Consider the following 22,610-nt stretch of genomic DNA (forward strand, 5'->3'; position numbering starts at 1 on the left):
CGTGTATCCCCAGAGTAGTTATGGGTGGTACCAGTGGGAAGAGGGGAAGTGCGGTCCTCGTACGGTGAGAGATAGGACCGTTGCAGTACGTAGCCGCTCGGCGGTTCGCACCAACGGGCGTACGCACCGCCTGCCCGGCCCGGAACCGGGGCGGCGGAATCAGGCCAGCAGGCCGTGGTGGGGGAACACCGCGCGGCGGCTGGCGAGGATGGCCTGATCGAGCCGGTCGGCCGGATCGTAACCCGCCTCGAAGTCGCGCCAGGCCGGGCGGGCGCCGTCGGTCATCCGCAGCGGGGCCGGGCAGCGGGTGCGGCGGTAGACCTCGGCGCGCCAGGCCTCGGGGGTCTCGGTGGCCGGGTCGACGGGCCGGCCGGCGGCGGTGGCGACCAGGTGGGTCCAGGTGCGCGGGACGACGTCCACCACCGCGTAGCCGCCCCCGCCGGTGGCCACCCAGCGGCCGCCGGTCAGCTGGTGGGCGAGGTCGTGCAGCTCCTCGGCGATCAGCCGCTGGGCGTCCACGGTGACGGCGAGGTGGGCGAGCGGGTCCTCCAGGTGGGTGTCCGCGCCGTGCTGGGTGACCAGGACCTGCGGGCGGAAGGCGCTGAGCAGCTCGGGCACCAGGGCGTGGAAGGCGCGCAGCCAGCCGGAGTCGCCGGTGCCGGCCGGCAGTGGCAGGTTGGCGGCGGTACCGGGGGCGTCCGGGCCGCCGGTCTCGGTGGGCCAGCCGGTCTGCGGGAAGAGCGTGGCGGGGTGCTCGTGCAGCGAGACGGTCAGCACCCGGGGGTCGTTCCAGAAGGCCTGCTGGACGCCGTCGCCGTGGTGGACGTCCACGTCGACGTAGGCGACCCGCTCGGCGCCGAGTTCCAGCAGCCGGGCGATGGCGAGGGCCGGGTCGTTGTAGATGCAGAAGCCGGAGGCCTTGGCGGGCATCGCGTGGTGCAGCCCGCCGGCGAAGTTGACGGCGTGCGGGGTCTCGCCGCGCCAGACCGCCTCGGCGGCGGCCACGGACTGACCGGCGATCAGCGCGGAGGCCGAATGGAGCGCCGGGAAGGACCAGTTGTCGTCGGTGCCGAGCCCGTGCCGGGGGTCCGACTGCTCGGGGTGGGCGGCGGCGTGCTTGACCGCCTCGACGTACTCCCCGGTGTGCACCAGCCGCAGGGTGGACTCCCCGGCCGGCGGCGCGGACCGGACGGTCACCCCGGGCCCGGTGCTCAACCCGAGGGTCTCGACCAGGCGCATGGTGAGGGCCAGCCGGGTCGGGTCCATCGGGTGGCCGGGGCCGAAGTCGTAGGCGGTGACGGCCTCGTCCCAGAAGAGGTGCAGGCCGCAAGGGGTGTCACGCTCGGCTTCGGGCATGGCCTCCACCGTAGCGGGTGGGGGTGGCCGGGCGGCCGCCAGGGCTCGCCGACGGCGGGGGCTGCGGACCGTCATCGGCTGACCCCGTCCGTCCGCCCCGGCCCCGTTGTCGATCTACGCGGGGGCGGGCACGGTCGCCGGTGCCGGGGCGAAGCGCTCGGCCAGCGGCAGGACGGCGAGCACCAGCAGCATCGGGGCGAGCAGCGCCCAGCGGTACGAGCTCGCGTCGGCGATCGCCCCGACCAGCGGCGAACCGATCAGGAAGCCCACGTAGTTGAAGAGGTTGAGCCGGGCCACGGCGGCGTCCGAGTCGGCCGGGAAGAGCCGGCCGCCGGCCGCGAACACCTGCGGGATGATCGCGCAGATGCCGAGGCCGAGCACGGTGAAGGCGGCGATGCCCGCCCAGGCGGCGGGCGCCACGGCCGCCAGCCCGAAGCCGAGCGCGGCCACCGCGGCGCCCGTGCGCACCACCGGGACGGCGCCGAAGCGCTGCACCGCCCGGTCGCCCAGGGCGCGGCCGAGCAGCATCGCGACCATGTAGCCGAGGTAGGAGAGCTTGGCCAGGTCGTCCCGGCTGCCCAGGCCGTCGGTGAGGTACTTGACGCTGTAGTTGGAGACCGAGGCGTCCGCGATGTAGGCGAAGGCCATCGCCAGGCACAGCGGCAGCAGCGGCCGCCAGGGGATGGTTCGGGCGGCGGCCTCGGCGGCCTCCCGGACGGCGTCGCCGAGTTCGGCCGGACCGGCGAAGCGGGTGCCGGTCAGCACCGCGAGCGGGGCGACCACCGCGGCGGCCGTGCCGAACAGCACCGGCAGCCCGAGGTCGTAGTGCGAGCCGAGGCCCGCGATCGCCGCGCCGAGGATGCCGCCGAGGCTGAACGCGGCGTGGAAGCCGATCATGATCGAGCGGCCGTAGCGGTGCTGCAGGCCCACCCCGAGCATGTTCATACTGGCGTCCAGCGCGCCCACCAGCAGCCCGAACGCGCCCAGCGCGAGCGCGAGTTGCCACAGCGTGTCGCCGAGGCCGACGCCCGCGAGGCTGAGGCAGACGGCCGGCTGGACCACCCGCAGCACCGCCCGGGCACCGGTGCGCCTCACCAGCTGCTCGGAGAGGATCGAACCCACCCCGGCCAGGATCGGCACGGCGGCCAGGAAGACCGGCAGCAGCCCGTCGCTCAGCCCGTACCGGTGCTGGATCTCCGGGATGCAGGTGACCAGCAGCGCGAAGGTGGTGCCCTGGAGCAGGAAGCTGACGGCGAGCGCGGCCCGCCCGACGCGCAGGCCGTGCGCCACCGGGGACGAGAAGGGCCGAACGGACGGCACGGCACTCAATGCGGACCTCCAGGCAACCTCGCTACCGACCGGTAGGACGATGTTGGCGAGAGCGTAGGCGGTGCGCCGCGATTGCGGGAGGGGTTGTGCAGGGACTTCTGTCGCGGGTCACTTGCCGCCGGAGGCCAGCTCCCGGGAGCGGTCCCGGGCCGCCTCCAGGGCGCCCAGCAGCGCTGCCCGCACACCGTGGTTCTCCAGCTCGCGGATCGCCGCGATGGTGGTGCCGGCCGGGGAGGTGACCGCCTCGCGCAGCTTCACCGGGTGCTCGCCGGAGTCGCGCAGCATCACCGAGGCGCCGATCGCGGACTGCACGATCAGGTCGTGCGCCACGTGCCGGGGCAGGCCGAGCAGGATGCCCGCGTCCGTCATCGCCTCGACCAGGAAGTAGAAGTAGGCCGGGCCGGAGCCGGACAGCGCGGTGGCCGCGTCCTGCTGGGACTCGGGCAGACGCAGCGCCTTGCCGACCGAGCTGAAGATCTCCTCGGCGCGCACCAGGTGCTCCTCGGTGGCGTGCGAGCCACCGGAGATGACGCTCATCCCCTCGTCCACCAGCACCGGCGTGTTGGGCATCACCCGAACCACCGGGGTGCCGGCCGCCAGCCGCTCCTCGAACCAGGCGGTCGGAACACCGGCCGCGGCCGAGATCACCAGCCGGTCCGGGCTGATGTGCGGAGCCAGCTCCTCCAGCAGGGTGCCCATGTCCTGGGGCTTGACCGCGAGGATCAGGGTGTCGGCCAGCTTGGCCGCCTCGGCGTTGGAGACCGCCACCACGCCGTAGCGGGCGGTGAGTTCGGCGGCGCGCTCGGGGCGGCGGGCGGTCACCAGGACGTCCGCCGGGTCCTTGCCGGCCCGCAGCAGACCGGAGAGCAGGGCCTCGCCGATCTTGCCGGTGCCCAGGAAGGCGATCTTCTGTCCGTGCGCTGCGCTGCTGCCCATGGTCCGCTCCTTGCCTCGGTACTGCGGCCATCCTCGCACCGCGCGGCGACGCCCGTCGGGACCATCCGGTCCGTGGTCCCCGGCGGGCCGGAGGAGCCGTGCCCCTAGGGAGAAAACTCCGGGGTTTCCCCTATGGCCTCCGGGCCGGTACGGGCGCACCGTGGAGCCATGGCACACGACGAGATGTCCCGACGTGAGAACCGGCAACTCGCCGCCGCCTCGGCGACGATGGGCCCGTGGCGGACGGCCGCGGGAGTCGGTGCGGTGGTGGGGGCGACCACCCTGGGGGTCGAGGCGATCTCCGGCGACTGGTCGCTGAGCATGCTGGCCGAACCGGCCAGCTGGGGTCTGTTCTTCTTCTTCCTGACCGCCTGGGCGGGCGGACAGCTGCGCCGGGACACCGGCGACCGGAGGCTGCGGCGGTGGACCCGCGAGCACCCGTGGCAGTCGGCGCTCCCGGCGGCGGGCGGGCTGCTGGTGCTGAACATGCTGGCGCAGCTGTTCCTCGGCGACGCCGGCCTGCTCGGCGCGTTCTTCGTCTCGCTCATCCCGGTCGGCGTCCTGCTGGCGATCGCCGGGGTGGTGAACGGGGTGAAGGAGGCCCGCCGCAAGGGCTGACCGGCCGTCGGACATCGGCGCGTTTCTGGACAAAGAATGATGAAAGCGCCCGCTCCGCACACGAGTTCACCACACCGAGCACCCCCGATCGACGAATCGTCACACCCCGTCGGCATACTGGCGCGATGCCGATAGCCGAAGATCCGGAACCGCGCCCCTCCGAGGGCCGCGAGCCGGGCGGGTCCGACCCGTCCGAAGCGGGCGGGAAGGACCCGTTCGCAGACCTCGTCCTGGACGAGGACTTCATCAAGTCCGCCACCGTGAAGGAGCAGTCCGGGCGCACCCGGATGCTGACCGCCCGTTGGAAGCACACCCCGCCGGTCGACCCGGGCGGCCGTCGCTCCGTCAACGACGGCCCGCAGCCGAAGCGCCGGTTCGGGCGCAAGCCCAAGCTCCAGGTGGTCGACCCCTGGGGCAACCCGCGCCCGGCCCGCCGCCGTCAACCGGCTTGGCGCACGCCGCTGTTCGTGGTGCTGACCATCGCGGTGCTGCTGGCGGCGCTCAACATCGACGGGCTGCGCACCTGGTACTCGGACCACTTCGGCGGGAACGGCTCCTCGGCCGCCCCGGTACCCACCGTCGCCCCGGAGACGGCCAAGCCGACCACGGCGCCGCCGAAGGTCGACGAGAAGCAGCCGACGGTGAACCACCCGTGGGCCGGTTCCCCCGCCGAGGGCTGGCCGAACGGCGCGGAGGCCTTCGTGCTCCCCGACGCCAAGGCTTCTCCGCCGACGAGGTCGCCGCCCAGCTGCGGCTGGTCAAGGACTACCTGACCGCCGCCAACCTGGACCCGAAGGTGCTCGCGGGCGGCCGGCCGGACTCCGCGCTCGCGATGCTGGACCGGGAGGAACGGGACGGTGCGACCGGTGCTCTGGACAACCCGTCCAAGGAGAACGACCCGACCAGCTGGTTCAGCCGCTTCGACCCGCGCGACGCCGTTCCGGTGGGCGACGTGGTCAAGGTGCAGGGCCGGATGACCTACGAGAGCGACGGAGCCAAGGGCGTCCTGGTCCACACCGACTTCACCTATGTGTACGCGCTGCGTCCCGGCCCGGAGGCCGCCAAGCGGGCCATGTCGCCCCAGCCGTCGACCAGCGCCCCGCAGCCGACGAAGCCGGGCTCGCCCAAGGACGGCACGGCCAAGCCGGCGGGCCTGCTCACGCCGGCCGCCGACGTGCCCGGGGACACCTGGACCGCCCGCACCATCGTGCGCCGGGTGGACACGTTCCGCTTCTACGACCCGGGCCGCTACCAGGCCGACCCCAAGAAGCTCGCGTACGCCAGTAACCAGACGGACCCCGCCAACTCGGCCTGCGGCGTCTACGACGGCTACTTCCACCCGCAGTTCGACCAGTTCGCCGAGCTGCAACCGGACACTCCCGGCTCCCGACCGACCGGCCCCGCGGTCGACCCGTACGACCGCAGCAAGGACATCCAGCAGACCAACGAGTGCGGCTCGGTCAGCCGCACCTGACGATCAGCCCTTGCGCTTCCCGCCGGGCCGGCCGCTGCGGCCGGCCCGGCGCTTCCCGTGCTGCTCGACGGCCCGCTGGTAGGCGGCCCGCTTGACCCCCTCGCCGGGGGCCTCGACCAGGCTGCGGGCGAAGTAGGCGGCCAGGGTGCCGGCTCCGCCGATCAGCCAGACCGCGCCGAGCGACTTGTCCTCGGCCATCCAGCCGGTCAGCTGGTCCTTGCCCTCGGTGAGCACCTTCCAGGTGCGCAGGACGGCCATCATCGAGCAGACCGCGACGGCTGCGGTCAGCAGCCCGTTGAGGAAGCCGCCGTTGTCGGAGAGCGCGACGCCCTCGACGCCGAAGCGCAGCACCAGCACGGCGGCGGCGGTGGCGACCAGGGCGCCGACCGAGACGCCGACCCGGCGCAGCCAGTAGCCGTCGTCCCGGTTCAGCCAGCTGGTGCCGAAGAAGCGGATCGGGTCAGGCTCGGGGGCGCCGGCGGCCTTGGGGGCGGGGGTGGGGGGCTGCTCGCTCACGCCCTCGATTTTGACTTCCTCCCTGGCCAAACGCCAAGGATTCCCTCCGGACTTGCGACCGGATTGGTCGGGCGGTCACCCGCCGTCCTGGTTGGCGCTTCACGGACCAGCTAATGCTGAGGTCTCCACGCCCTGCAACCGCATGCCCTGCGGCCGTTTGGAACAGATGTGCAGGTCCTCGGCTTGGCTATCACCGAGGACCTACCCATCGTAATGCACCAGTGGCACAGCGTCAGCCGAGCTTGCTGACGTCCCGGACGGCGCCCTTGTCCGCCGAGGTGGCCATCGCCGCGTAGGCCCGCAGCGCCTGGCTGACCTGGCGGTCGCGGTTCTTCGGCCGGTAGCCGCCCGCGGCCTCCAGGGCTCGGCGACGCTCGGCGAGGACCTCCTCCGGCACCTCCAGGGAGATCTTCCGGCCCGGGATGTCGATGGCGACGGTGTCGCCGTCCTCGACCAGCGCGATGGTGCCGCCGGAGGCCGCCTCCGGGGAGGCGTGGCCGATGGACAGGCCCGAGGTGCCGCCGGAGAAGCGGCCGTCGGTGACCAGCGCGCAGGCCTTGCCGAGGCCGCGGCCCTTGAGGAAGGAGGTCGGGTAGAGCATCTCCTGCATGCCCGGACCGCCCTTGGGGCCCTCGTAGCGGATGACGACGACGTCGCCCTCCTTGACGCGCTTGGCGAGGATGGCCTCGACCGCGTCCTCCTGCGACTCGACCACGACGGCCGGGCCGCTGAAGGTCCAGATCGACTCGTCCACGCCGGCCGTCTTCACGATGCAGCCGTCCTCGGCGAGGTTTCCGTACAGCACCGCGAGGCCGCCCTCGACCGAGTAGGCGTGCTCGACGCTGCGGATGCAGCCCTTGGCGGCGTCGGTGTCCAGTGACTCCCAGCGCTCGGACTGCGAGAAGGCCTCGGCGGAGCGGACGCAGCCGGGGGCGGCGTGCCACAGCTCGACGGCCTCGGCGGAGGGCGAACCGCCGCGCACGTCCCAGGTCTTGAGCCACTCGGCGAGCGAGTCGGCGTGCACGGTGTGGACGTCCTCGTTGAGCAGCCCGGCGCGGTACAGCTCGCCGAGGATGGCCGGGATGCCACCGGCCCGGTGCACGTCCTCCATGTAGTACGAGCCGTTGGGCGCGACCTTGGACAGGCAGGGCACCCTGCGGGAGACGGCGTCGATGGCCCGCATGTCGAAGTCCAGCTCGGCCTCCTGGGCGGCGGCGAGCAGGTGCAGGATGGTGTTGGTCGAGCCGCCCATGGCGATGTCCAGGGCCATGGCGTTCTCGAAGGCGGCGCGGGTGGCGATCGCGCGCGGCAGCACCGAGGCGTCGTCCTGGCCGTAGTAGCGGTTGGCGATCCCGACGACGGTCTGCCCGGCCTTCTCGTACAGCGCCCGGCGGGCGGTGTGGGTGGCGAGCACCGAGCCGTTGCCGGGCAGCGAGAGGCCGATCGCCTCGGTCAGGCAGTTCATCGAGTTGGCGGTGAACATGCCGGAGCACGAGCCGCAGGTCGGGCAGGCGTTCTCCTCGATGATCGCGATGTCCTCGTCGGAGACGTTCTCGTTGACCGCCTGGGAGATCGCGTCGACCAGGTCCAGCTTGCGCACGGTGCCGTCGACCAGGGTGGCCTTGCCGGCCTCCATCGGGCCGCCGGAGACGAAGACGGTCGGGATGTTGAGGCGCAGCGCGGCCATCAGCATGCCCGGGGTGATCTTGTCGCAGTTGGAGATGCAGATCAGCGCGTCGGCGCAGTGCGCGTTGACCATGTACTCGACCGAGTCGGCGATCAGGTCGCGCGAGGGCAGCGAGTAGAGCATGCCGCCGTGGCCCATCGCGATGCCGTCGTCCACGGCGATGGTGTTGAACTCGCGCGGGATGCCGCCCGCCTGCTTGATCGCCTCGGAGACGATCCGGCCGACCGGCTGCAGGTGGGTGTGGCCGGGGACGAACTCGGTGAAGGAGTTGGCGACTGCGATGATCGGCTTGCCGAAGTCCTCGCGGGCTACGCCGGCCGCCCGGAGAAGCGCCCGGGCGCCTGCCATGTTGCGACCGTGGGTGACCGTACGGGACCTCAGCTCGGGCACTGTGCTCCACTCCTTCGAGGCTCTCGACGGCGCCCCGCGGGAGAGGGGTGCGGGGGGCCGCTGGTGGCTACCGAGCCTACGCCCGCCGTCCGGCCGGCGGACAGTCCGTCCGGGATGCGGGCACGCCGGGTCAGCCCCGCTTGACGGCCACGGTGAGGTCCAGGGTGAAGGGCTCGACCACGACGCCGTCCGGGAAGTCGGCGCGCAGGGCCTCCCGTTCGACGGCCAGGATCGGGGCGCGCTCCTCGGGGGTGAGCGAGGCCAGGAAGGAACGGGAGGTGAGGTCGGTGAGCACGTGCTCGACGGTGACCCGCCGCTCCCAGCGCAGCCGGGCGTGCCCGACCGCCAGCCCGGCCGGGGCGAAGTGGCCGGTGTGCTCGGTGATCCGGCCGTAGCCGTGGTAGCGGCCGGGCAGCGCGGCGGTCAGCCGCTCGACCCGGGCGCGGACCCAGGGCACGGTCTCGTCGTGCACGTTCCACCAGACGGCGAGCGCGCCGCCGGGCCGCAGCACCCGGATCGCCTCCGGGACGGAGTGCTCGGGGCGGGTCCAGTGGAAGGCCTGGGCGTACGTGATCAGGTCGGCGGAGCCGTCGTGGAAGGGCAGGTCGTCGCCGTTGCCGCGGACCAGCGGCAGCCGCGGCGAAGCGGCCCGCAGCTGGGCGGCCATCCCGGCGTAGGGCTCGACGGCGATCACGTCCGCGCCGCGGGCGGCCAGCAGCCGGGTCGCGATGCCGGTGCCGGCGCCGACGTCCAGGACCCGGGCCTCCTTGAGGCCGTGCCCCCAGAGCCGCTCCAGCTCGTCGAACAGTTCGTCCGGGTAGCTCGGGCGCGCCGCGTCGTACTCGGCGGCCACCGAGCCGAAGCTCTCGGCCAGCTCCCGGAAGTTGCCGAGCTCACTGAACAGCCGATCCTTCGTCACAGCTCCCCCTCCGCAAGGACGTTCGCGCCCACGTCGGCCGGGCCTCAGCGTACGCGCGAGGGGGTGGCCAGGTGCAAGCGGGTGAAGGCGAGGGCCTCGGCCAGGTCGGCCTCGCGTTCGGCGGGGGACGCGGAACGGCGGGTGTTGACCTCCAGGACCACGTGGCCGTCGAAGCCGGTGCGGGCCAGGCGTTCCAGCAGCTCGGCGCAGGGCTGCTTGCCCCGGCCGGGGATCAGGTGCTCGTCCTTGCCGGAGCCGCTGCCGTCGGCCAGGTGGACGTGGGCGAGTCGCTCGCCCATCCGCTCGACCATCGCGAAGGTGTCGATCCGCGAGGTGGCGACGTGCGAGAGATCGATGGTGAAGTGCCGGTACTCCTCGTCGGTGACGTCCCAGCCGGGGGCGTAGGCGAGCACCTCGCGGTCGCGGTAGCGCCACGGGTACATGTTCTCGACGGCGAAGCGGACGTCGGTCTCGCCCGCCATCCGGTTGATGCCCTCGACGAACTCGCGGGCGTACTGGCGTTGCCAGCGGAACGGCGGGTGGACGACCACGGCGCTCGCGCCGAGCTTCTCGGCCGCCGCCCGGGCCCGGACCAGCTTGGTCCACGGGTCGGTGGTCCACACCCGCTGGGTGATCAGCAGGCAGGGCGCGTGCACGGCCAGGATCGGCAGCTGGTGGGCGTCGGAGAGCCGGCGCAGGGCGTCGACGTCCTGGCTGACCGGGTCGTTCCAGACCATCACCTCGACCCCGTCGTAGCCGAGCTTGGCGGCCAGCTCGAAGGCGACGGCGGTGCTGGCCGGGTACACCGAGGCGGTGGACAGGGCCACCTTGGTGTCGGGGATGTGCAGGGTGGGGTGCTGGGGCAGCACCAGCCGGTCGGTGGTGCGCAGCAACGGCGGGCGGGCGGCGTCGCGCTTGGCGGCCTTGACCGAGCGCACCGACTGGACGGCGGCCTTGGCGGCGCCGGCGGCCCGGGCGGTGCGGGTCTCCCGGGGCTGCTCCTTGGCCGTTCCGGTCCGCTTCTCGGCGGCCCTCCCGGCCTTCTCGGCGGTCTTTCCGGTCTTCTCGGCGGTCTTCCCGGCCTTGTCGGCGGCCCTCTTCTTGGCCGCAGCCTTCTCGACGGTCGTCGCGGCGGCCCTCTTCTTGGCCGCAGCCTTCTCGACGGTCGTCGCGGCGGCCCTCTTCTTGGCCGCAGCCTTCTCGACGGTCGTCGCGGCGGCCTTCTTCGCGGTGCGCTGGGCCACCTGGACGGCCTTGGCGGCCTGCGCCGCGGTGGCGCCCTTGACCGCCTTGCCGAGCCCGGCCTTGCCGAGCCTGCGGCGCGTGCTGTCCGGCCGCGGCTGCCCGTCACCGGGAGCGCGGCCCTCCCGCGTCCCGTCCTCGCCCGCTGGTTGCACCACGGGAGACAGCGTAAGCGGAGCACACGCCGAACGGGACCGGACGCCCGGCAGTGACCGGCGGCACGTGCTCTGCGGCTGAGCCGGACATGCCCTACAAGGTCAGGGCGGGGCGGCGCCGGTCGGCGGGGCTGTCCATGGCGTCCAGCTGGCGCAGGATGACGCCCTCGCGCAGCGCCCACGGGCAGACGTCCAGCTCCTCCAGGCCGAACAGGTCCATCGCGGCGTCCGCGACCAGCGCCCCGGCCAGCAGCTGCTTGGCCCGGCCCTCGGAGACGCCGGGGATCTGCGCACGTTGGGCGACGGTCATCGTGGACAGCCGCGGCAGCCAGGCCGACAGCCCGGCGCGGGTGAGCCGGCGGTCGGCGTACGGGCCGGCGTCGGCGGGGGCGGCACCGGTCATCCGGGCCAGTTGCTTGAAGGTCTTGGAGGTGGCGACGGCGTGCTGCGGCGGCCCGAGCCGGGAGATCTCGCCGACGACGTTGGCGATCTCGGCCCGGATGTGCCGCCTCAGCTCGCGCAGCCCGTCCGGGTCGGCGACGTCCCCGGGCAGCCAGCCGGCGGTCAGCCGGCCGGCGCCCAGTGGCAGCGAGCAGGCGACGTCGGGCTGCTCGTCCAGGCCGCAGGCGATCTCCAGCGAGCCGCCGCCGATGTCCAGGTTGAGCAGCCGGCCCGAGGACCAGCCGAACCAGCGACGGACGGCCAGGAAGGTCAGCCGGGCCTCGTCCTGCCCGGAGAGCACCCGCAGCTCGACCCCGGTTTCGGCGGCGACCCGGCGCAGCACCTGCTCCCCGTTGGCGGCCTCGCGGACGGCGGAGGTGGCGAAGGGCAGGATGTCGACCACGCCCTTGTCCTCGGCGACCCGCAGCGAGGACGTGACGTGGCCGACCAGCCGCTCGATGCCGGCCTCGCTTATCGCGCCGGAGTCGTCCAGCAGCTCGGCCAGGCGCAGCTCGGCCTTGTGCGAGTACGCGGGCAACGGGGCGGCACCCGGATGGGCGTCCACCACGAGGAAGTGGACCGTGTTGGAACCTACGTCGAGCACACCGAGTCGCATAACTCTCCACGCTACGCGATCCGGCCCCGACGGAGATCGGTGGTGACGGTATTCGCGCTGGTCCCGGCCACTGCGGTGCAAGGCCGGGCGACCGTTCCGTGTGCCCCAGGGCGTGTCAGACAATTCGCGCCCGGCAGGAATTGTCAGACACGCCCTGGGGCCCGCGCGGTCCGACCCGCGCTCGGTACGGCAGTCGGTGTCCACCCAGCGGCGGGCCGGGCCCGGGGTGTCGGTGATCAGGTCTGTCGGCGTCCCGGGCCGTCATCAGTTGCCAGGACTCCTCGTCGTCCAGCGTCCAGACGTACACCTCGCGCCCGGCCTTGCGCTCGGCGGCGATCCGGGCGGCGGTGGCCAGGCCGGTGTCCAGGGCGATGCCGTCCGGCGTGAGGTCGCCCGGGTTCCCTGCGATCCCGCCGCCCTGGATCAGCACCACCGGCAGGGCCGGCGCGACTGCGTGGGCCTGACGCAGGTCTCGGCGGAGAAGGAGTACAGGATGACGTGCGCCTTGCTGCCGGCCGCGAGCCGGGCGATCCGGGCGACGTCCTCGGGGCGCTGCTGCTTCGGTACATCTGCTTCGCGGTCATCTGATCGTTCCGACAGCCCGGGGCCGGTGTCCGGTTCCCGGGCCCGCGGACCGACGTCCCGTCATCGGCCCTCCATCAGAGCAGACCGTCCCACAACTGCTCCACGACGACGGCCCACCAGTTCTCCGGATCGCCGTAGACCGTACCGTCCAGCTCCGCGAGACCACGCTGCAGGGCGTCCACCGCCTCGCCCGCGGCCGCCGGGTCGAGCCCGCGCAGCGTCGGCCACCAGCCGGCGAACAGCTCCAGGCAGCGGACGAAGGCGCGCAGGTCGGCATTGCAGTGACGGGCGGTCGCGTAGTCCGGGTCGACCGCCTGGACGGTGCCCAGCCGGGTGTCGAGGGTGACGGCCGCCCAGCCGTCCGTGCCCAGCACCAGCTGCCCGCCGAGCGCGAGCCGCTCGCGCTCGGCCATCCGGGTGCCCCGGCCGAGCGACGCGAGGTGCGCGGCGAGCGGCGGCAGGACGGTGCCCGCGCGGGAGCCGTCCGCGATCGCCTCCACCCTCGGGTGGTGCAGCGCGAAGAAGCCCTCGACGGCGACCGGCACCCCCACCGCCAGCAGCAGCGCGGCCGCGTCCCCGGGTAGCTCGGCCCGCGCCACGTCCGCCGGGTCGAAGCGCTGCACACCGGCCGGGCCGAACCGCTCGGCCAGCCGCCGGGCCAGGTCCTGGTCCGCCTCCGGCGGCCGCGGCGCCGCCGCGCGCGGGAACGGCACCCGGTTGCGGGCCGGACCGTCCGGCCGCGCGGGCAACTCCCGCACGGCGGCCGCGCGATGGTCGAACCGGGGGCCGTACGGAAGGTCGGAGTCCGGCCGGAGGTGCGGGAGTTCGGCCGCCAGCGCGTACGCCCAGTAGCCGCCGGGCAGCGCGCTCAGCCGCAGGTCCGTCCGTACGGCCAGCACGTCCTCGGCGGCGATGCCCTGCTCCCGCAGCCACCACCAGCCGCGCAGCGCCGGGTGCGGCAGGCCGGCGGCCGACCACAAGGCCAACGAGCCGGTCTCGCCGGCGGCGTCCCGGTACGTCAGCTCGGCCCGGGCACCCCGACCGGTCGCCGGCGGCAGCGTCGGGTCGTACCCGCCCGCACCCACGAAGTCCCGGTAGAGCCCCACCACTTCGTCCACCGGCACCGACGGCCACACCGTGAACCGCCCGCTCTCCCGGTCCACCACCGCACACGCGGCCCCCACCTCCTCCGGCGCCCGCCGCTCCCCCGTCCGCGGATCCACCTCCAGCCGCACCGGCTCCGCCCAAACCACCCACCCGAGCTCGAACTCGTGCGCACACACCCGCCGCACCGTCCCGGCCCCCTGCGGCAGATCCCCGTTGATCCACCGATGCCCCGCCTCCACCGCCTGCGCCCGCGAGATCACCCATCCACCCCCGTCATCGAGTCGAAACCCCACCATCATCCAGCCCCCGCCCCCACGGCATCGTGCCGACGCCCGCTGCGGCCGGGGCCGGCCCACCACGGGCGAGCCCACGCCGCAGTCAGTTCGAGCCGAAGGCCTCGATGCAGTCAGGGAGAGCTCAGGCAGCGGCCAGGTCGAGGGGGCGGCCTTCGGGGGTCAGGGCGATGGCCCAGAGGCCTTGGGCGGCGGGGTGGAGGGGGGCGGGGCCGTGGCGGGCGAGTTGGTGGTCGAGGTAGGTGACGGCGTTCCGGTGGTTGACGGCGTTCCAGGCGTGGGGGCGGCCGTAGGCGTCCAGGGTGAGGAGGACGGCCTGGGCGCCGTGGCCGGCGCGGCGGAGTTCGGCGGCGAGGCGGTCGAAGGCCTGGCCGCCGTCGCCGAGGTCGCGGAAGGGGGCGCCGAGCTCACGTTCGGCGCGGTCGCGGCCGCCGCGTTCGCCGGCGTCGCCCTCGGTGGGGATGCGCGGGGCGGCACAGGTGGGGCGGCCGGTGTAGGTGTCGACGGCGGAGAGGGCGATCTCCAGGCTGTTGTTGGCACGGCCGGGATCGCGGTGGCCGCCGACGTTGACGGCCTCGGTCCAGCCGCCGACGGCCGGGTCGGGGTGGCGGGCCGGCAGGTCGTCCTCGTCGCGGGGCACTCGGCGTTCGAGTTCGGCCTGGTGCGCGGGGTCGACCGGTCCGAGTCCGCCGGGCAGGCCGTACGGGCGGCTGTCCGCGATGGTGCGCAGCCGGGCTTCCTGGTCGTCGGCGAGCGGGCCGCGTCGGGCCCGCAGGGCGAGTTGGAGCGCCATCGCGTGGGCGGTGGCGACCGGGACGGCGCCCCAGGCCAGGGTCGGGTCGGCGAGGCCCGCGGCGGTGTCCCGGCGGCGGCCGTCGACGTGGTGCGACTCGGGCCGGCCGATGACCGGGGTGGGGCCGACGATCGGCGGCTCGGCCGGGGGTGGCGGCGCGGCGACCGGGCCGGGCGCGACCGGGTGCGGCGCGACGCCGACCGGGGGGCGGGGTGCGCCGGGTCGGGGCTCGACGACTCCGGGGGCTCCGGTGGCGGGGGCACCGGCCGCCGGCGCGCCGGCGGCGGGAACGCCGCCCACGACGCCGCCGGGCGCTCCCGCACCGACGCCGCTGCCGAAGGGGGCCGCCACATGCACGGGGGCCCCGCCGACGCCGACCGCGAGCGGCCCGGGCCCGACGGTGCCGACCGGACCGGCCACCGGGTAGCCGCCCGCGTACGCCGGCGTCCCGAACTGCCCGGCCACCCCGACCACTCCGACCTGCCGGACCGGCGAGGGCGCGTCCGGCGCCGGGCTGTAGCCGGGACCGCCGACGGACGGCGAGACGGAGGGCGCGGGCGGCGCGCTCACCGAGTCCGTCCGTACGGTCACCGGCGCGCTGCCGCCACCGCCACCGCCGCCGCCGTTGTGCGCGGGCGCCTGGAGCGGGTAGTCCCCGTCCGACCAGCTCGCGGCCACCGACCCGCCGCCCTGGTGCGAGGGCACCGAGGCCGCCCGGACCGCCGGACCGTCGTCCCACGCTGCGGGCGGCGACCAGTCGGCGGAGGCGGCTGCCGCGCCCCGGTGCGACCCCGGGTGCGAGGGGCCGGCCGCCGGAGCGGAGGCCGCCACCGGATCGGCCGCGGCCTCGGACGGAGCCGAGGCCGCGCAGGAGACCACGGACGGCACCACCGTCGGATCCGCCACCGGCACCGCGGCCGACACCGTCACCAGGCCCGAGGCCTTCGGGTCCGCCTTCGGGTCGGCCTTCGGATCCCCCTTCGCGTCCCGCGGGTCCGTCAGGTCCGCCAGCGCGAGCCCGTGCAGTTCCTCGCCCGCCTCGCCGGTGAGCACCGGCTTCCCGTGCCCGTCCCGCTGGACGGCCAGGTCCGAGACCCCGACCACCGGCTTGCCGTCCGGCCCGGTCAGCACCACCAGCCCGGTGGCGTCGGCGACCTGGGTGCCGTCGGAGCGCAGGATGACGGGTTTGCCGTCCACGCCGAGAACGGGCTGTCCGTGGGCGTCGACCTTGACGCTGAGCCCGGGCACGCCGACCACGGGCTTGCCGTCCTTGCCGGGGAGCAGGACCAGCCCGGTGCCGTCCGCCCCGAGCACGCCGGGCTCGCCGAGCGCGGCGGGCAGTCCGGCGGCGCGCGGGTCGAAGCCGCCCTTGGTGCGGAAGGAGGCGGAGGTGATCCCCGTGCCGGAGGCGGTACCGAGCCGCAGCAGGGCGACGGCGGCGGGCTCCTTGAGCGCGGTGGACAGGGCGTCCTTCATGCTGCGGCCGAGTTCGGCGAGCAGGCCGGCGATCTTCAGCCCGGCCGCTTCGACCGCGACGTCCTCGACGCCGGTGGCGACCTGGGTGGTGGCGGCGTTCCTCACGTCGTCGGCGACGCCGGCGACGGCCTTCTGCAGGCCGCCGAACACCCCGGTCCGGCCGGGCCCGTGGTCGGTCTTCGCCGCCGTGGCGACCGAGGCCGCGGTCTGCTGGACCTTGGCGGCCTGCTCCTGGGCCTGCTTGAGCTCGGCCGCCAGGTTCTGCAGGGTGGCGATGATCTCCGCCTTGCAGCTGTCCACGGCCCGGGCGGCGGTGTCGAAGGCGGTGCCGACCAGCCCGACCGCGGTGTGGGCGTCGTCCAGATGGCCCTTGCCGCCGCCGCTGAAGGTCTGCCAGTACGCGCTGAAGGACTCGACCGCGTGACCGGAGTTGTCGGCGGTCACCCGCTGGACGGACTCCCCGCAGCGGCGGGTCAGCCGGTCCGCCTCGGAGCCGAACTCCCGCCAGAGCGCGGCTGCTTTGCGCAGCCCCTCCTCGTCGGCCTGCGGCCAGGACTGGCCGGTCCTGGCCAGGAGCGGGACCAGTTCGTCGGGCAGTTTCCGGGACACGCGCATCTCCCCCTTCGAGCCGGGCCGGTCAGACCGACATGTCCTTGGGGACGACCGGCGCCGCCCCCGGGGTTGCCGACCCGGCAACCGAATACACCGCGGGTGACACCCCCGGCGGGTTGACCGCCGGTCGGGCCTTCCCCCCGAAGCCGTCCGCCGTCGAGGTGTCGGTGTCGGTGGTCCGCTCCGCCATCGCGTGCAGCCCGGCCCCGACCCGGCCCACTCCGCCGGCCAACCCCTTGAGCCCACCGAGGAGCTCACCGTGCGCCGGACCGTACACGGCGGCGAAGGCGCTGCCCGCTTTGTCTGCGCCCCAGGGCGTGCCGAGCGCGGTGAGCCCCTCCTCCAGGGCGTCGGCGGCCTTGCCCAGCTCGCGCCCGATCTTCTCGAACTCCCTCCCCTCGCCGCGCAGTTCCCACGGCTTGATGACGAACCCGCCGCTGCCGCCGTCGGACTTCCCGGTGCTGCCGCCTGCCATCCCGTACCTCCCCGTAGCGGACCGGCCGCCATCCTAGGCACCCTCCCGCCCCTCCCGGACCGACCGCCGGACCTCTTCACCCCGCCTTCACGCCGCCCGGAGCCCACCCGGGCGCCACTCCGGGCGCGGCTGCGGGCTCGGCCACCGGCCCGTACGCCCCCGCGAAGCTCTACCCTTGCCGGGTGGCACCAGCAGAAACGTCCAAGAAGAAGGCCAAGGCGAAGCCCAAGGCCTCCCCCGCCCCCGTCGACCTCGCGATGCCGACCCTGCGCCGCGAGATCCCGCGCGACGAGGTCCCGCTCGACTTCCCGCGCGCCTGGGTCGAGTTCGCCGACCCCGCCGACGAGGAGCAGGTCTTCCGCTGCGACCTCACCTGGCTGACCTCCCGCTGGTCCTGCGTCTTCGGCCAGGGCTGCCACGGCATCCGCGAGGGCCGCGGCGAGTCGGACGGCTGCTGCACGCTGGGCGCCCACTACTCGGACGAGGACGACGAGAAGCGCGTCCTGGGACACGCGGCGCGGCTGACCCCCGAGCTGTGGGAGAACTTCGCCGAGGGCACCGACGCCAAGGGCCGGATCAAGTCCGACGGCGGCATCACCATGCTGGACGAGGACGGCGACCGGCAGACCCGCCGGGTCAACGGCGCCTGCATCTTCGTGAACAGCCCGGATTTCGCGGGCGGCGCCGGCTGCGCCCTGCACGCGCTGGCCCTCAAGGAGGGCCGCGAGCCACTGGAGACCAAGCCGGACGTCTGCTGGCAGCTGCCGATCCGCCGCACCTACGACTGGATCGACCGCCCCGACGACACCCGCTACCTCCAGGTCTCGATCGGCGAGTACGACCGCCGCGGCTGGGGCCCGGGCGGACACGACCTGCACTGGTGGTGCACCGGGGCGCCGGCCGCGCACCAGGGCGCGGAGCCGGTGTACGTCAGCTACCGCCCCGAGCTCACCGAGCTGATGGGCAAGGCGGGCTACGACGTGCTGGCCCGGCTGTGCGAGGAGCGGATCGCCACCAAGGGCGACCGGAAGGTGGCTCCGCACCCGGCAGACCCGGCCAAGAAGCCCAAGGCCGGGTGACCCACTCGTCGTACCGGCCTACTTGTCGATGTCGCCGACCACGAAGAACATCGACCCGAGGATCGCCACCATGTCCGCGACCAGCGTCCCGGGCAGCAGCTCGGTCAGCGCCTGGATGTTGTTGAAGGAGGCCGAGCGCAGCTTGAGCCGCCACGGCGTCTTGTCGCCGCGCGAGACCAGGTAGTAGCCGTTGATCCCGAGCGGGTTCTCGGTCCACGCGTAGGTGCTGCCCTCGGGCGCCTTGAGCACCTTGGGCAGCCGCTGGTTGACCGGGCCGGGCGGCAGGGTGGCGATCTTGTCGAGGCAGGCGTCGGCGAGGTCCAGCGCGTTGAGGGTCTGCTCCAGCAGGCACTCGAAGCGGGCCAGGCAGTCGCCCTCCTCGCGGGTGACCACGGTGAGCACCTGCCGCAGTTCCTCCGAGCCGTACGCGAGGTAGGGCTCGTCGCGGCGCAGGTCGAAGTCGAGGCCGCTGGCCCGGGCGATCGGGCCGCTGACCCCGTACGCTTCGGCCTGCGCCTTGGTGAGGACGCCGACGCCGGCTGTGCGGGCGCGGAAGATCTCGTTGCCGAGGACGAGGTTCTCGAAGACCGGCATCTCCGAGCGCACCTTGGCAACGGCGGCGCGGACCCGGCCGAGCCAGCCGGCCGGGAGGTCCTCCTTGAGGCCGCCGACCCGGTTGAACATGTAGTGCATCCGGCCGCCGGAGGCCTCCTCCAGCACGTGCTGGAGCTCCTCGCGGCCGTGGAAGGCGTGGAAGATCGGGGTGATCCCGCCGAGCTCCAGCGGGTAGGAGCCGAGGAACATCAGGTGGTTGAGCACCCGGTTGAGCTCGGCGAGCAGGGTGCGGACCCAGACCGCCCGCTCGGGGACCTCCATGCCGAGCATCCGCTCGACGCCGAGGACGACGCCCAGCTCGTTGGAGAAGGCGGAGAGCCAGTCGTGCCGGTTGGCCAGCATGATGATCTGTCGGTAGTCACGGGCCTCGAACAGCTTCTCCGCACCCCGGTGCATGTAGCCGATCACCGGCTCGGCGGTGATGATCCGCTCGCCGTCGAGCAGCAGGCGCAGCCGCAGCACACCGTGCGTGGCCGGGTGCTGCGGGCCGATGTTGAGCACCATGTCGGTGGTGCCCGCCTCGCCGGTGAAGTTCTCGGCTCCCGCCCCGATGCCGACCGTGGTCTCCCTCATGAACCCAGAGTCTGCCATCCCGGCACCGGCTCCAAGCTCGCCGGTACCGGCATGTGGACGGCCTGGACCAGCCAGCCGAAGGCGCCCAGCCCGCTCGGGTCGGTGAGTTCGGCCCCCTCCCCCGCGGCGCTCAGCGCCCGCAGGTACGCCGCCGGGTCGGTGGAGGCGAGCGCGAGCGACGGGCGCGCGCCGCTCACCCCGAGCGCGCGCAGGGCCTCGCGCTGGGTTGTCCACAGGCTGTGGAGACCGGGCACGGCGATCGCGTCCAGCGCGACGTGCGCGGTGACGTCGCAGGAGCCGTCCGGCACCGGGGCCACCTCCCGGCCCTCCCGGAAGCCCGCGCGGGTGCCGAGGAACGGTCGCCGCTCCGCCGTGTGCCCGTAGTCGACGGCAACGGCCAGACCGCGCTCCAGCCCGGCCACGGCCCGCGCCCAGGCCGCATCCCGGGGCCCGCCGAACTCCACGAAGTCCCCGGGGCGCTCGACCGGCCACCAGCGCTCGGCCCAGGCCGCGTCCGCCGCCGAGACCGGCTCGCCGGACCGCTCCGCACCGGTCGCGGTGTCCACCTCGACGTAGCGCAGCACCCCCTCGCCGTCCACCTCCCCGGCGTCCAGCGGCACGTTGTCCAGCCACTCGTTGGCGAACAGCAGCCCGGTCAGGCCGCGCGGCAGCTCGTCCGTCCACAGGGCTGTGGACGGAAGGCCGGCCGGGCGCTCCGCGATCTCCACGCCGTACGGGCGCAGTCGCGCCAGCACCTCGCCGGGCAGCTCGGCCAGCACCCCGGTCAGCAGCTCGCCGCGCCCGGCCCCGACGTCGACCAGGGCCAGTTCCTCCGGACGGCCGAGGGCCACGTCAACCTCGAGCAGCAGCCGGGCCACCGCTCGGGCGAATCTCGGCGAGGCGTGCACCGAGGTGCGGAAGTGCCCGGCCGGGCCCTCCGGCCTGCGGTAGAAGCCGCCGTCCGGGTCGTACAGGGCCTGTTCCATGGCGGGCGCCCACCGCATCCAAGTCATGGGGCGGGACGCTACCGGGCTCCGGGAACCCCTCCCAACCGGTGCAGGGGCGTCTCCGACCTACGGAGTAGGGCGGATCGCCCTACCGGCGGACCTGGGCACCTCGCGCGACTGCCTAGGCTTGAGACGTGCATCGACTCAACGCCTGGCTCCGCCGTCACCCCCTGGTGGTCGACGCCGCATGGGCATCGATCGTGCTGTTCCTCGGCCTGCTGCCGAACAACGAGTTCGACACCGGCTGGCACCTCGACGCCGAGCTCCTAGTCGCGGTGCTGCTGCCGCTGCTGATGGTCTTCCGCCGGCGCTTCCCCGATGTCGCCGTCGCCGCCGCCACCGGTGTCGCCCTCGCCCAGGTGATCGCCGACGTCGAACCGGGCGCCTCCGCCATCGCCTACCTGGTCTTCGCCTACACCGGCGCCGCCTTCGGCCAGAAGTGGACCTCCCGGCTGGCCCTGGCCGCCGGACTGGCCGCCGGACCGCTGACGTACTGGCAGATGAACCCGATGAAGACGACGGTGAACGCCGGCGAGGCGCACACCCACCCGTACGGCTTCGGCGAGGCGGCACTGATCACCCTGCTGATGAGCACCCCGTTCATCCTCTGCTGGGCCTGGGGCCGACTGACCAGGGTGCGCCGCGCCTACCTCACCGAGCTGGAGGACCGCGCGGCCCGCCTGGAGCGCGAACGGGACGCCCAGGCCAAGGTGGCGGTCGCCGCCGAGCGCGCCCGGATCGCCCGCGAACTGCACGACGTGGTCGCCCACAACGTCTCGGTGATGATCGTCCAGGCCGACGGCGCCGCGTACGTCCTCGACAACTCCCCCCAACAGGCGAAGGAGGCACTCGGCACGATCGCCTCCACCGGACGACAGGCCCTGGTCGAGATGCGCCGCCTGCTGGGCGTGCTGCGCACCTCCGACACCGCCGAGGAGTACGTCCCCCAACCCGGCGTCGAGGAGCTCCCGGAACTGCTGGAACAGGTCCGCACCGCCGGGCTGCAGGTGGACTACGCGACCTCCGGACACCCCCGCGAGCTGCCGCGCGGCGTCGAGCTCACCGTCTACCGGATCGTCCAGGAGGCGCTGACCAACGTCCGCAAGCACGGCGGCCCCGACGTGCACGCCCGGGTCGCGGTCGACTTCGGCGAACGCGAGCTGGCCGTCCTGGTCGAGGACGACGGACGCGGCAGCACCGACGAGAAGCTGACCGCCGGCGGCGCGGACGGCCTGGGCCACGGCCTGATCGGCATGCGCGAGCGGGTCGGCATGGTCAGCGGAAGCCTCGACGTGGGCCCCCGCCCCGGCGGCGGCTTCCGGATCCGCGCCATCCTCCCGCTCAAGGCCGCACACTGACCCACCGCCCCCTTTAGGAGCCACCTTGACCATCCGCGTGATGCTCGTCGACGACCAGGAACTGCTGCGCACCGGCTTCCGGATGATCCTCCAGTCGCAGGGCGACATCGAGATCGCCGCCGAGGCGGGCGACGGCGTGCAGGCCCTGGAGCTGCTGCGGCACACGCCGGTGGACGTGATCCTGATGGACGTGCGGATGCCGCGCCTGGACGGGGTGCAGGCGACCCGCCGGATCTGCCTGGCCGAGGACGGCAGCCCGCTGCCGAACGCCCCGCACGTGCTCATCCTCACCACCTTCGACCTGGACGAGTACGCCTTCGCCGCGCTCAAGGCGGGGGCCAGCGGCTTCCTGTTGAAGGACGTCCCGCCGACCGAACTGGTGGCCGCGATCCGCGCGGTGCACGGCGGCGACGCGGTGGTCGCCCCGACCACCACCCGCCGGATGATCGACCGCTTCGCCGAGGTGCTGCCCACCCCGCAGAGCGCGCCCGGCTCGGACGTCCTCGGCCCGCTGACCGAGCGCGAGCGGGAGGTGTTCCTGCTGGTCGCCCAGGGGCTGTCGAACGGCGAGATCGCGGCCCGGCTGGTGCTCTCCGAGGCCACCGTGAAGACCCACGTCGGCCGGATCCTGGCCAAGCTCGGGCTGCGCGACCGGGTCCAGGCCGTGGTGCTGGCGTACGAGGCCGGGCTGATCCGGGCCGGGGCGGCGGACTGACGCGCCCGTACACTGGGGCGGTACGTCCGGTACCCGCAGGTGGACTGGAACGGATGATCAGGGACGAAGCGTGAGCGAGCGCAGCGAGCGAACGATCAAAAGGGGCGTCCGGGCGAATGCCCCTGCCGAGCGCGGCGAGGCGGGCGCATGAGCGAGCGCAGCGAGCGAACGATCAAAAGGGGCGTCCGGGCGAATGCCCCTGCCGAGCGCGGCGAGGCGGGCGCATGAGCGAGCGCAGCGAGC

General features: G+C 73.9%; 19 protein-coding genes. 5 read left to right on the forward strand and 14 right to left on the reverse strand.

Annotated elements, in window-relative coordinates:
- Positions 1-159 precede the first annotated feature (159 nt).
- The 3 genes from ACWC9T_RS11660 to proC all read right to left on the reverse strand — a co-directional run bounded on the left by ACWC9T_RS11660 (position 160) and on the right by proC (position 3,621).
- The gene (locus tag ACWC9T_RS11660; RefSeq protein WP_449820859.1) at positions 160-1,356 is read right to left on the reverse strand and encodes an acetoin utilization protein AcuC; all 1,197 of its coding nucleotides are present in this window, start codon (positions 1,354-1,356) and stop codon (positions 160-162) included.
- A gap of 114 nt (positions 1,357-1,470) precedes the next feature.
- A complete protein-coding gene (locus tag ACWC9T_RS11665) occupies positions 1,471-2,634 on the reverse strand; it encodes an MFS transporter (protein ID WP_449820914.1) in 1,164 nt (387 codons plus the stop codon).
- 159 nt (positions 2,635-2,793) lie between these two features.
- Positions 2,794-3,621 (reverse strand): pyrroline-5-carboxylate reductase, encoded by an 828-nt coding sequence (proC, locus tag ACWC9T_RS11670; RefSeq protein WP_449820860.1) that lies wholly within the window; start codon positions 3,619-3,621, stop codon positions 2,794-2,796.
- A 168-nt stretch (positions 3,622-3,789) separates the two neighbouring features.
- On the opposite strand from proC, the gene ACWC9T_RS11675 reads away from it, so the two are divergent.
- Both ACWC9T_RS11675 and ACWC9T_RS11680 read left to right on the forward strand, forming a co-directional pair.
- Positions 3,790-4,239 carry a hypothetical protein gene (locus tag ACWC9T_RS11675; protein WP_449820861.1) on the forward strand — a complete coding sequence of 150 codons (450 nt, stop codon included), beginning with the start codon at positions 3,790-3,792 and terminating at the stop codon, positions 4,237-4,239.
- A gap of 125 nt (positions 4,240-4,364) precedes the next feature.
- Positions 4,365-5,012, forward strand: coding sequence for an SCO2583/SCO2584 N-terminal domain-containing protein (locus ACWC9T_RS11680; RefSeq protein WP_449820862.1), 648 nt, complete (start codon positions 4,365-4,367; stop codon positions 5,010-5,012).
- A gap of 704 nt (positions 5,013-5,716) precedes the next feature.
- On the opposite strand, the gene ACWC9T_RS11685 is transcribed toward ACWC9T_RS11680, so the two are convergent.
- The 9 genes from ACWC9T_RS11685 to ACWC9T_RS11725 form a co-directional block, all read right to left on the reverse strand.
- A complete protein-coding gene (locus ACWC9T_RS11685) occupies positions 5,717-6,229 on the reverse strand; it encodes a hypothetical protein (protein WP_449820863.1) in 513 nt (170 codons plus the stop codon).
- A 232-nt stretch (positions 6,230-6,461) separates the two neighbouring features.
- Positions 6,462-8,306 (reverse strand): dihydroxy-acid dehydratase, encoded by a 1,845-nt coding sequence (ilvD, locus tag ACWC9T_RS11690; RefSeq protein WP_449820864.1) that lies wholly within the window; start codon positions 8,304-8,306, stop codon positions 6,462-6,464.
- Positions 8,307-8,436: 130 nt separating this feature from the next.
- Positions 8,437-9,225, reverse strand: coding sequence for a class I SAM-dependent methyltransferase (locus ACWC9T_RS11695; RefSeq protein ID WP_449820865.1), 789 nt, complete (start codon positions 9,223-9,225; stop codon positions 8,437-8,439).
- 44 nt (positions 9,226-9,269) lie between these two features.
- Entirely contained in the window at positions 9,270-10,073 is an 804-nt protein-coding gene (locus ACWC9T_RS11700) for a sugar phosphate isomerase/epimerase family protein (protein ID WP_449820915.1), read from the reverse strand.
- A gap of 643 nt (positions 10,074-10,716) precedes the next feature.
- Positions 10,717-11,679 (reverse strand): Ppx/GppA phosphatase family protein, encoded by a 963-nt coding sequence (locus tag ACWC9T_RS11705; protein WP_449820866.1) that lies wholly within the window; start codon positions 11,677-11,679, stop codon positions 10,717-10,719.
- Between the two features lie 115 nt (positions 11,680-11,794).
- The gene (locus ACWC9T_RS11710) at positions 11,795-12,112 is read right to left on the reverse strand and encodes a hypothetical protein (RefSeq protein ID WP_449820867.1); all 318 of its coding nucleotides are present in this window, start codon (positions 12,110-12,112) and stop codon (positions 11,795-11,797) included.
- 226 nt (positions 12,113-12,338) lie between these two features.
- Complete coding sequence (locus tag ACWC9T_RS11715) at positions 12,339-13,631, reverse strand: SUKH-4 family immunity protein (protein ID WP_449820868.1); 1,293 nt, start codon at positions 13,629-13,631, stop codon at positions 12,339-12,341.
- Positions 13,632-13,788: 157 nt separating this feature from the next.
- Entirely contained in the window at positions 13,789-16,542 is a 2,754-nt protein-coding gene (locus tag ACWC9T_RS11720; protein WP_449820869.1) for a toxin glutamine deamidase domain-containing protein, read from the reverse strand.
- 28 nt (positions 16,543-16,570) lie between these two features.
- Positions 16,571-17,020: a hypothetical protein gene (locus tag ACWC9T_RS11725; RefSeq protein ID WP_449820870.1), complete on the reverse strand. Its 450-nt coding sequence runs from the start codon at positions 17,018-17,020 to the stop codon at positions 16,571-16,573.
- Positions 17,021-17,277: 257 nt separating this feature from the next.
- On the opposite strand from ACWC9T_RS11725, the gene ACWC9T_RS11730 reads away from it, so the two are divergent.
- A complete protein-coding gene (locus tag ACWC9T_RS11730) occupies positions 17,278-18,099 on the forward strand; it encodes a hypothetical protein (RefSeq protein WP_449820916.1) in 822 nt (273 codons plus the stop codon).
- 18 nt (positions 18,100-18,117) lie between these two features.
- Here ACWC9T_RS11730 and ACWC9T_RS11735 read toward each other — a convergent pair whose 3' ends face one another.
- Positions 18,118-19,287 (reverse strand): NADH-quinone oxidoreductase subunit D, encoded by a 1,170-nt coding sequence (locus ACWC9T_RS11735; protein WP_449820871.1) that lies wholly within the window; start codon positions 19,285-19,287, stop codon positions 18,118-18,120.
- Entirely contained in the window at positions 19,284-20,300 is a 1,017-nt protein-coding gene (locus ACWC9T_RS11740; RefSeq protein WP_449820872.1) for an SAM-dependent methyltransferase, read from the reverse strand. Before ACWC9T_RS11740 ends, ACWC9T_RS11735 begins: the two co-directional genes overlap by 4 nt.
- 128 nt (positions 20,301-20,428) lie before the next feature.
- Between ACWC9T_RS11740 and ACWC9T_RS11745 the strand changes: the two genes are divergently transcribed.
- Together ACWC9T_RS11745 and ACWC9T_RS11750 are read left to right on the forward strand one after the other, a co-directional pair.
- The gene (locus ACWC9T_RS11745; RefSeq protein WP_449820873.1) at positions 20,429-21,652 is read left to right on the forward strand and encodes a sensor histidine kinase; all 1,224 of its coding nucleotides are present in this window, start codon (positions 20,429-20,431) and stop codon (positions 21,650-21,652) included.
- A 25-nt stretch (positions 21,653-21,677) separates the two neighbouring features.
- Positions 21,678-22,367 (forward strand): response regulator, encoded by a 690-nt coding sequence (locus tag ACWC9T_RS11750; protein WP_449820874.1) that lies wholly within the window; start codon positions 21,678-21,680, stop codon positions 22,365-22,367.
- Positions 22,368-22,610 lie beyond the last annotated feature (243 nt).

It is taken from the genome of Kitasatospora sp. NPDC001159 (assembly GCF_053598235.1).

What these genes read in the sequence shown, in the direction of transcription:
- ACWC9T_RS11680 (WP_449820862.1), top strand. Translation starts at nt 4,365, where the DNA reads ATGCCGATAGCCGAAGATCCGGAACCGCGCCCCTCCGAGGGCCGCGAG.
- ACWC9T_RS11675 (WP_449820861.1), top strand. Translation starts at nt 3,790, where the DNA reads ATGGCACACGACGAGATGTCCCGACGTGAGAACCGGCAACTCGCCGCC.
- ACWC9T_RS11735 (WP_449820871.1), bottom strand. Translation starts at nt 19,287, where the DNA reads ATGAGGGAGACCACGGTCGGCATCGGGGCGGGAGCCGAGAACTTCACC.
- ACWC9T_RS11740 (WP_449820872.1), bottom strand. Translation starts at nt 20,300, where the DNA reads ATGACTTGGATGCGGTGGGCGCCCGCCATGGAACAGGCCCTGTACGAC.
- ACWC9T_RS11660 (WP_449820859.1), bottom strand. Translation starts at nt 1,356, where the DNA reads ATGCCCGAAGCCGAGCGTGACACCCCTTGCGGCCTGCACCTCTTCTGG.
- ACWC9T_RS11725 (WP_449820870.1), bottom strand. Translation starts at nt 17,020, where the DNA reads ATGGCAGGCGGCAGCACCGGGAAGTCCGACGGCGGCAGCGGCGGGTTC.
- ACWC9T_RS11705 (WP_449820866.1), bottom strand. Translation starts at nt 11,679, where the DNA reads ATGCGACTCGGTGTGCTCGACGTAGGTTCCAACACGGTCCACTTCCTC.
- ACWC9T_RS11730 (WP_449820916.1), top strand. Translation starts at nt 17,278, where the DNA reads ATGCCGACCCTGCGCCGCGAGATCCCGCGCGACGAGGTCCCGCTCGAC.
- proC (WP_449820860.1), bottom strand. Translation starts at nt 3,621, where the DNA reads ATGGGCAGCAGCGCAGCGCACGGACAGAAGATCGCCTTCCTGGGCACC.